Below are 7642 nucleotides of genomic sequence, written 5' to 3'. Positions count from 1 at the left end.
CTTCTGGGCGAGTTCGGCGAGTTCGTCGGCGCCCTCCTCGCCTTCATTGCCAAGCTCGCGCTGGATCGCCTTCAGCTGTTCGTTGAGATAATATTCGCGCTGGGTCTTTTCCATCTGGCGCTTGACGCGGCTGCGGATTTTCTTCTCGACCTGGAGCACACCAAGCTCGCCCTCCATGAAGGCGAACACCATTTCGAGGCGCCGCGAGGGGTGAAGCTCGCCGAGAAGGGCCTGCTTGTCGGCTACCTTGATTGACAGGTTGGAGGCAACCGCGTCGGCCAGCGCGGAAGGATCCTCGATTTCGCCGAGCTGCATCGATGTTTCGGCGGGCAAGCGTTTGTTGAGCTTGGCGTAATTGTCGAACTGGTCGATCACCGAGCGCATCAGCGCCTGCGCCTCGGGCCCCTCGGCGTCGAGATCGTCGACGTCCTCGATCTCGGCGACCTGGTGACCGTCGGCCTGGCCAAGCGACAGGAGGCGCGCGCGGCGGACGCCCTCGACCAGCACACGGACGGTGCCGTCGGGGAGCTTGAGCAGCTGCATCGCCGTGGCGACGACGCCGAGGTCGTAGAGCTGGTCACGGTCAGGGTCGTCTTCCGACGGATCAATCTGGGCGACGAGGAATAATTCCTTGTCGCCGGCCATCGCCGCTTCAAGTGCCGAAACCGACTTTTCGCGACCGACGAACAGGGGGACGATGCGGTGCGGGAAGACGACGATGTCGCGCAGCGGCAGGATGGGGAGGGTTCGGATCATAAACCCCATATGGGAGGTCATCCGGGGGAGTGCAACAAAGCCGCCCTCCCCTCCGAAATCGTCTCTGATCAGGCGGCCGCGTCGCCGCCCGCCGACTTCTTGTCCTTTGACGCGTAGACGCGGACCGGGTCCTTGCGGCCTTCGATCACGTCCTTGTCGACATGGACCTCGTCGACCCCCTCCATCGAAGGCAGGTCGAACATCGTATCGAGCAGGATTCCCTCGAGGATCGAGCGGAGGCCGCGCGCGCCGGTCTTGCGGTCGATCGCCTTCTTGGCGACCGCCGACAGCGCATCCTCGGAAAATTCGAGCTCGACATCCTCCATGTCGAACAGCTTCTGATACTGTTTGACGAGGGCGTTCTTCGGCTCGACGAGGATCTTGATGAGCGCTTCCTCGTCGAGGTCCTCGAGCGTCGCGATAACCGGAAGGCGGCCGATGAACTCGGGGATCAGGCCGAACTTGAGCAGATCCTCTGGCTCGCAATTCTTGAGCACCTCGCCGGTGCGGCGCTCGTCGGGCGCGGCGACATGCGCGCCGAAGCCGATCGACTTGCCCTGCAGGCGATCGCCGATGATCTTGTCGAGCCCGGCGAAGGCACCGCCGCAGATGAACAGGATATTCGTCGTGTCGACCTGAAGGAATTCCTGCTGCGGATGCTTGCGGCCGCCCTGGGGAGGAACACTGGCGGTGGTGCCCTCCATCAGCTTGAGCAGCGCCTGCTGCACGCCCTCGCCCGACACGTCGCGGGTGATCGAAGGATTGTCCGACTTGCGGCTGATCTTGTCGATCTCGTCGATGTAGACGATGCCGCGCTGCGCCTTCTCGACGTTGTAGTCCGACGCCTGGAGCAGTTTGAGGATGATGTTCTCGACATCCTCGCCGACATAGCCCGCCTCGGTCAGCGTGGTCGCGTCGGCCATGGTGAACGGTACATCGAGGATCCGCGCCATTGTCTGGGCGAGCAAGGTCTTGCCGCAGCCGGTCGGCCCGACGAGCAGGATGTTCGACTTGGCAAGTTCGACCTCGGAGCCATGCTTGGCGCCGTGGTTGAGCCGCTTGTAATGATTGTGAACCGCGACCGAGAGGACGCGCTTGGCCTTGGACTGGCCGATCACATAATCGTCGAGCACCTTGTAGATCTCGAGCGGGGTCGGCACGCCATCGCGGGTCTTGACCAGCGCCGACTTCGATTCCTCGCGGATGATGTCGTTGCACAGCTCGACGCATTCGTCGCAGATAAACACGGTCGGGCCGGCGATGAGTTTCCTCACTTCGTGCTGCGACTTGCCGCAGAACGAACAGTACAAGGTGCTCTTGCTGTCGCCGCCGCCTGAAAGTTTCGTCATAATCATCCTTAGCAGCGAGTCTGGGGGCTCGTGACGCGGGCCATGCTAGCCTGCTTTTTAGCACAATCAAACGCGCAGGCGGTTAACGGTCCCCCCAATGCGATTGAATTATTCCGAATATGGAGGGGCGGACGGAGCGGGGCAAGGGGCGGAAAAGGTGGAAGAGTTGAGCGCTTCCTTCCGCAAAGCGTTTGCGCCTAAGCTCGTTCAACGGAGATTGCGAAGCTTATGACCAATTGGCTATCTCTCGGCACGGGGGACCTGACGCTGGACCTCGCGCCCGAGATTGGCGGGAGTATCGCGCGGTTCCGGCGCGGCGGACAGCAGCTGATGCGCCCGGCACCGGACGCGGCGAGCGATGCCGGCGAGATGGCGAATTTCCCGCTGGTGCCGTTCTCGAACCGGATCCGGGGCGGGCGGTTTGAATGCGATGGGCGCGTGGTGACACTTTCCCCTAACCTTCCGGGGGACACGAGCCCGCTCCACGGCCAGGGTTGGCGCTCGAGCTGGACTGTCGAGCGATCGGACACCCGCTCAGCGACGCTCGCCTTCATCCATGAGCCCGGCGAATGGCCGTGGCGCTACGAGTCGCGGCAGGTTTTCGAGCTCGACGAAAGCGGCCTTACGGTCACCCTCACCTGCCGCAACCTGTCGCCCGAGCGGATGCCTTGTGCGCTCGCCTTCCACCCCTATTTCGACTGCGACGAAGCAACCCGGCTAAGCACCGGCGTCACCGACGTGTGGACGATCGACGACGACGTCCTGCCGGTCGAGCGCATCCCTGCGACCGGTCGTTACGACCCTTCGAACGGCCCGGTGTGCGGCCGCGGGCTCGACAATGGTTTTGAAGGGTGGAGCGGTGAGGCGCTGATCGACTGGGGGCGTGGCGCGCGGGTGCGAATGACCGCCCCTGCCCCGCGCTTTCAGCTGTACGCCCCGACCAGCGGAGGAATGTTCGTCGCCGAGCCGGTCGAGAACGCCAACTGCGCGCTCAACGCGCCGCAGGACCAATGGGAAAGTCTGGGTATCGCGCTCCTCGCCGAGGGCGAAGAGCGCAATCTAAGCGTGAGGTTCGAGATCGAGGGTTAAGCGGGCGTGATCTGGGCGGCGCCGGTGGTGTCGCCCTCGCTCGGGTCGGGGCGCTTGTCGAACACTTCGTCGATAATGCCGAAAGTCTTGGCTTCGTCGGCCTCGAGGAACTTGTCGCGGTCCATCGCGATCTCGATCGCCTCGAGCGGCTGGCCGGTGTACTTTGCGTACAGCGTGTTGAGGCGGTGGCGCATGCGCAGGATCTCGCGCGCCTGGATCTCGATGTCCGACGCCATGCCCTGCGCCCCGCCCGACGGCTGGTGGACCATGATCCGGCTGTTGGTCAGCGCGACGCGCATCCCGGGCTCGCCGGCGGCGAGAAGGAAGCTGCCCATCGACGCGGCCTGGCCGATGCACACGGTGCCGACCTTGGGGCGGATATATTGCATCGTGTCGTGGATCGCGAGGCCCGCCGTGACAACGCCGCCCGGCGAGTTGATGTACATGAACACGTCCTTCTTCGGGTTTTCGGATTCAAGAAACAGCAGCTGGGCGGTGATCAGTGAGGCCATCCCGTCTTCGACCACGCCGGTGACGAAGATGATCCGTTCGCGCAGCAGGCGGGAGAAGATGTCGAAGCTGCGTTCGCCGCGATTCGATTGCTCGATGACGATGGGAACGAGCTGGGCGACGATGTCCTGATGATCCATGGGGAATGATTGTCCTTGGGTTTGAAACTTCACCCTACATCGGGGCAAAGCCGGGCGGGTTCAAGCGGACGCGAAAAAAGGGCGGCGGAGTCGCCCACGCCGCCCCTTGCCAAGCTTTATGACCGTTACATCTTGTACGACAGGCGCAGGTAGCCGTACTGGCCAGGCACGTCGTATGTCGTTGGATCGAAGTTATTGAGGCTGCACGAAAAACAGCCCGGCGGATCCAGGTTGAAGACATTATTGACGCCCGCCGTCAGTACAAAGCGGCGGTCGAGCATAGACGGCGTCAGGCGCAGCTGCACATCGCCGTAGAAGCGACTGCCCAACTTGTTCGTCAGGCCCGTGTTGCCATTGATCTCAGTCACCGCGTCTACATAGCGGCCGGTGAAGGAGGCTGCGATATCACCCAGCGACCAGTCGATCGTGCCGTTATACTTGACCTTGGGAAAGGCCTGATCGGGGCTTCCGCGCTCGGTCCCGCGACGGTCGAGGACGACAAAGCCGTTCGACGCCGACAACACATATTTGAGCAGGAAGGTCGCGTTAGCGGAAAGGCCGAGCGTTCCATACCGGGTGCGCGGAGAGCGATAGTTGATCGTCGCGTCGATTCCACGAGTGCTGATGCTGTCGAGATTCTGCAACGTACCGTCGATCTCGTTGACGAACCCGTTGGCCGTTCGGATGACGAGGGCACAACTCGCCGCATCGCCGCGCAGCGCACAATTATTAAGTGTCAGGTTCGGATCGACCGCACCGATCGCATTGCGCACGCGAATATCGTAATAGTTGACCTCTGCATTGAAGTTCCCGCCACCCTCGCGAGCCGACCGCGGCGAGAAAACCGCGCCAAATGTGATGTTGCGCGATTTCTCGGGTCTGAGGCCCAGACTACCTTGCGTGATCACCGGCAACTGGCCCGGATCCTCTGCATAGCTGCCCGATACCGGCACACCGTTGGCGGTGCAGTTGGCGCGGACCGTAGCGCTGGACTGATAGGGCGATCCAGCGACGTTCGAGCAGGGATCGGTGACCGGCAAGTCGAATCGAGAGCGGCCACCGAACAATTCGCCGAGGCTCGGGGCGCGGAAGCCGGTCGCATAGGAACCACGCAGGAGGAAGTCGCGCACCGGCTTCCACAGCCCGGTAGCGGTGAAGGTCGTAGCGCTGCCACTGATCGAATATTTCGAGTGACGCGCCGCACCATTGACCTCAAGCGAGTAGAAGCCCGGCGTCTCCTTCAGGATGGGAACACGAAGCTCGCCATAGATTTCGCTGACATTATAGCGGCCCGCCGCCGGCTGGGCGGGAATGTCGGCGCCGAGCCCGGCCGCGACGATTGGATCGGGATCAAAGCTCGCGCTCTGCGAGCGATGCTCGACACCGACCGCGAAGGAAAGCGGCCCGGCTGGCAGATCGAGCAGGTCGCCGTTCAAGTTGGCGGTGTAATCGTAAAGCTTCTGCTGGCTCTTATCGCGCTCGGTGAAGGCGATGAACGCGAGCATGGCGGGCGTGATCGAACCGGCGCCACCGAACAGGTTGAGGGGCACACAGGGCGCGGTGCAGTTGGCGAGCGGGCCAATCGCTTGTGCCACCCGCGCGGCGTTGACGTTGCCGGTGAAGCTCTGCCGGGCCTTGTTGCTCCCGAACGAGGCATTGAGGTCCCAATACCATTTGTGCGGTCCGGCCATAAACGAGCCGTCGAGCGTGGCGGTTGCCGAATAGGTTGTCACGCGCTGGTTGAAGGTACGCTGCCCGCCCTCAATGAAGCGCCTGGCGATGAACGAGTAGTTCTGGGTGCGACCATTCGGCGTCCCATTGGGATTGACGCCGGACTCCAGCGTCACGCCGAAAGGGTTGTAGGGGTTGGTTACGTCGAACGACAGCGTGTCAAACAGGCTGCCCGCGCCATTGCCGGCATCGGGCCCGATGAATAGTGGCTCGAACGCTGCCTGATTCTGCGAGTTGCGGCGGTTGTAGTTACCGCGGATGCGCAGGTTGATCGTGTCGGAAAGCGCCTGCTTTACGCTGACCCACCCGCCGTAACGCTCCGAGGGGGTCTGGATATAGTTGAAGGGCGCGAAGTTGAAGCGGTCCGACTTCAAGAACGAACGAAGCTCGGCGAAGGTCGGCGTGTTGTCGGGCGCGGTCGAGATGGTCTGGCTACCATTGAAGGTCAGGAAGCGACCGTTGATCGCGGCGCTGCTGCAGCCGCCCACAGGGTCGGTGCAGCTGGTCTGACCGGGGTTGGGAAATAACGAAATCGAGCGGTTGCCCGAGCGAACGGCCTCCTGCTTCACATAGCTGGCGCCAAACACGATGTGCGTGGCCGCGCCGCCGAAGCCGTAGCTCGCACTGTAGTCCTGTGCGTGGCCATCGCCCTGGCGGAAGGTACCGAACTGGGCCGAGGCGCGAAGCCCCTTCTGTTGCGCCACGGTGATGATATTGACCACGCCGGCGATCGCGTCCGATCCATAGAGCGACGACGCGCCGGACTGGAGGACTTCGATCCGGTCGATCATGTTGGCGGGGATGGTGTTGAGATCGACTGTCGCGGGAATGCCGCTGCCGCTCGTCCCGTTGACGAAGCGCAGGCCGTCGACCAGCACCAGCGTCCGTTTAGCGCTGAGATAGCGCAGGTCAATTTCGGCCGAACCGGCGCCGACGCCGCCCCCATCGGGCGGATTGCCGAGATTGCCGCTGTTGTTGACCTTGGAGTTGAGGCCGCCCGACGCGCTCGGCAGGCGCTGGAGAATATCCGCCACCGCCGGCAGGCCGGTCTGGGCAAGCGCATTTTGGTCGAGGGTGATGACCGGCGAATCCTGGCTGAGCGGATCGCGGCGGATGCGGGAGCCGGTGACGACAATCTCGCCGCCCGACGTCGGCTGAACGGACACCGAGGCGGGGTTAGCCGGCGGGGTTGGTGGCAGGACGCTTTGCGCCGATGCGGCTCCAGCGGTGATCAGCGCGGCGAGCGAAGCGGTGGCGCGAAGTGCGGTTGCGAATTTGGTCATGGTAGTCCCCCTGATCTTATCGGCGCGAGGCGCCTCACGGGGAAGGAGTTACCCAGTCCGGAGCGCGCGCAACAGGGCCCGAGTCGATATGCGAACACAATCCAGCGCAACTGATGCGCAAATGTTACAGCGGCGAAACAGGCGCTGGATGCGTAAGATAAGCGAGCCGGCGAACTTCGCGACGGCCACGGGTGACGGTGTCCAGAATGAGGCCTGCAAACAGGCAAAGCACGGCCACGATGCCAAGTCCGGTGACAAGAATGGCAGTCGGAACACGCGGGACGAGGCCCGTCGCGAGGTAGGTCATCACGAGCGGCGTCGCGAGGATTAGGCCCAGGACAAGCAACCCGAAACCGATCGTGCCAAAGAACAGCACGGGGCGCTCGATTCGATAAAGGGTGAAGATCGTCTTCAAAATCTTCCACCCATCACCATAGGTTGACAGCTTCGACGCCGAACCCTCTGGTCGCGCAGCATAAACCGTCTCAAGTTCGCCGACCGGCATCTTCAGTTCGAGCGCGTGGACGCTCATTTCCGTCTCGATCTCGAACCCTGCCGAAAGCACAGGGAAGCTCTTGACGAAGCGCCGCGAGAACACCCGGTAGCCCGAGAAGATGTCAGTGAAACTGCGCCCGAACAGGCCCGACAGCAGCCCGGTGAAAAGCTTGTTCCCGAGCACATGGCCGCCGCGATAGGCGTCGGTCGTTTCATGCTTGCGCGTGCCGACGACCATGTCGAGTTGCTCGGCAAGCAGCATCGCGACCATCGGCGGCGCCGCAGCGGG

The 7642-nt window shown here is 63.0% G+C and carries 6 protein-coding genes; 1 reads left to right on the top strand and 5 read right to left on the bottom strand.

Going from position 1 to position 7642, the window contains the following annotated elements:
• Together Q0R27_RS07330 and clpX are read right to left on the bottom strand one after the other, a co-directional pair.
• Positions 1-756: LON peptidase substrate-binding domain-containing protein (locus Q0R27_RS07330; protein WP_293942884.1), on the bottom strand; the 756-nt coding region annotated here is incomplete at its 3' end.
• Between the two features lie 68 nt (positions 757-824).
• Entirely contained in the window at positions 825-2105 is a 1281-nt protein-coding gene (gene clpX / locus Q0R27_RS07325; protein WP_293942883.1) for an ATP-dependent Clp protease ATP-binding subunit ClpX, read from the bottom strand.
• A 228-nt stretch (positions 2106-2333) separates the two neighbouring features.
• Here clpX and Q0R27_RS07320 point away from each other — a divergent pair, with 228 nt between their 5' ends.
• Entirely contained in the window at positions 2334-3194 is an 861-nt protein-coding gene (locus Q0R27_RS07320) for an aldose 1-epimerase (protein ID WP_293942881.1), read from the top strand.
• On the opposite strand, the gene Q0R27_RS07315 is transcribed toward Q0R27_RS07320, so the two are convergent.
• The 3 genes from Q0R27_RS07315 to Q0R27_RS07305 form a co-directional block, all read right to left on the bottom strand.
• A complete protein-coding gene (locus Q0R27_RS07315) occupies positions 3191-3844 on the bottom strand; it encodes an ATP-dependent Clp protease proteolytic subunit (protein ID WP_293942879.1) in 654 nt (217 codons plus the stop codon). The genes Q0R27_RS07320 and Q0R27_RS07315 overlap by 4 nt on opposite strands.
• A gap of 125 nt (positions 3845-3969) precedes the next feature.
• Entirely contained in the window at positions 3970-6858 is a 2889-nt protein-coding gene (locus tag Q0R27_RS07310; protein ID WP_293942877.1) for a TonB-dependent receptor, read from the bottom strand.
• Between the two features lie 124 nt (positions 6859-6982).
• The coding region (locus tag Q0R27_RS07305; RefSeq protein ID WP_293942875.1) for a glycosyl transferase at positions 6983-7642 on the bottom strand (660 nt) is incomplete at its 5' end.

It is taken from the genome of Sphingomonas sp. (assembly GCF_025362505.1).
Lineage (GTDB): Bacteria > Pseudomonadota > Alphaproteobacteria > Sphingomonadales > Sphingomonadaceae > Sphingomicrobium.
Note: the sequence above shows the minus strand (reverse complement) of the source record. Positions and strands in the feature narration are given on the sequence as shown.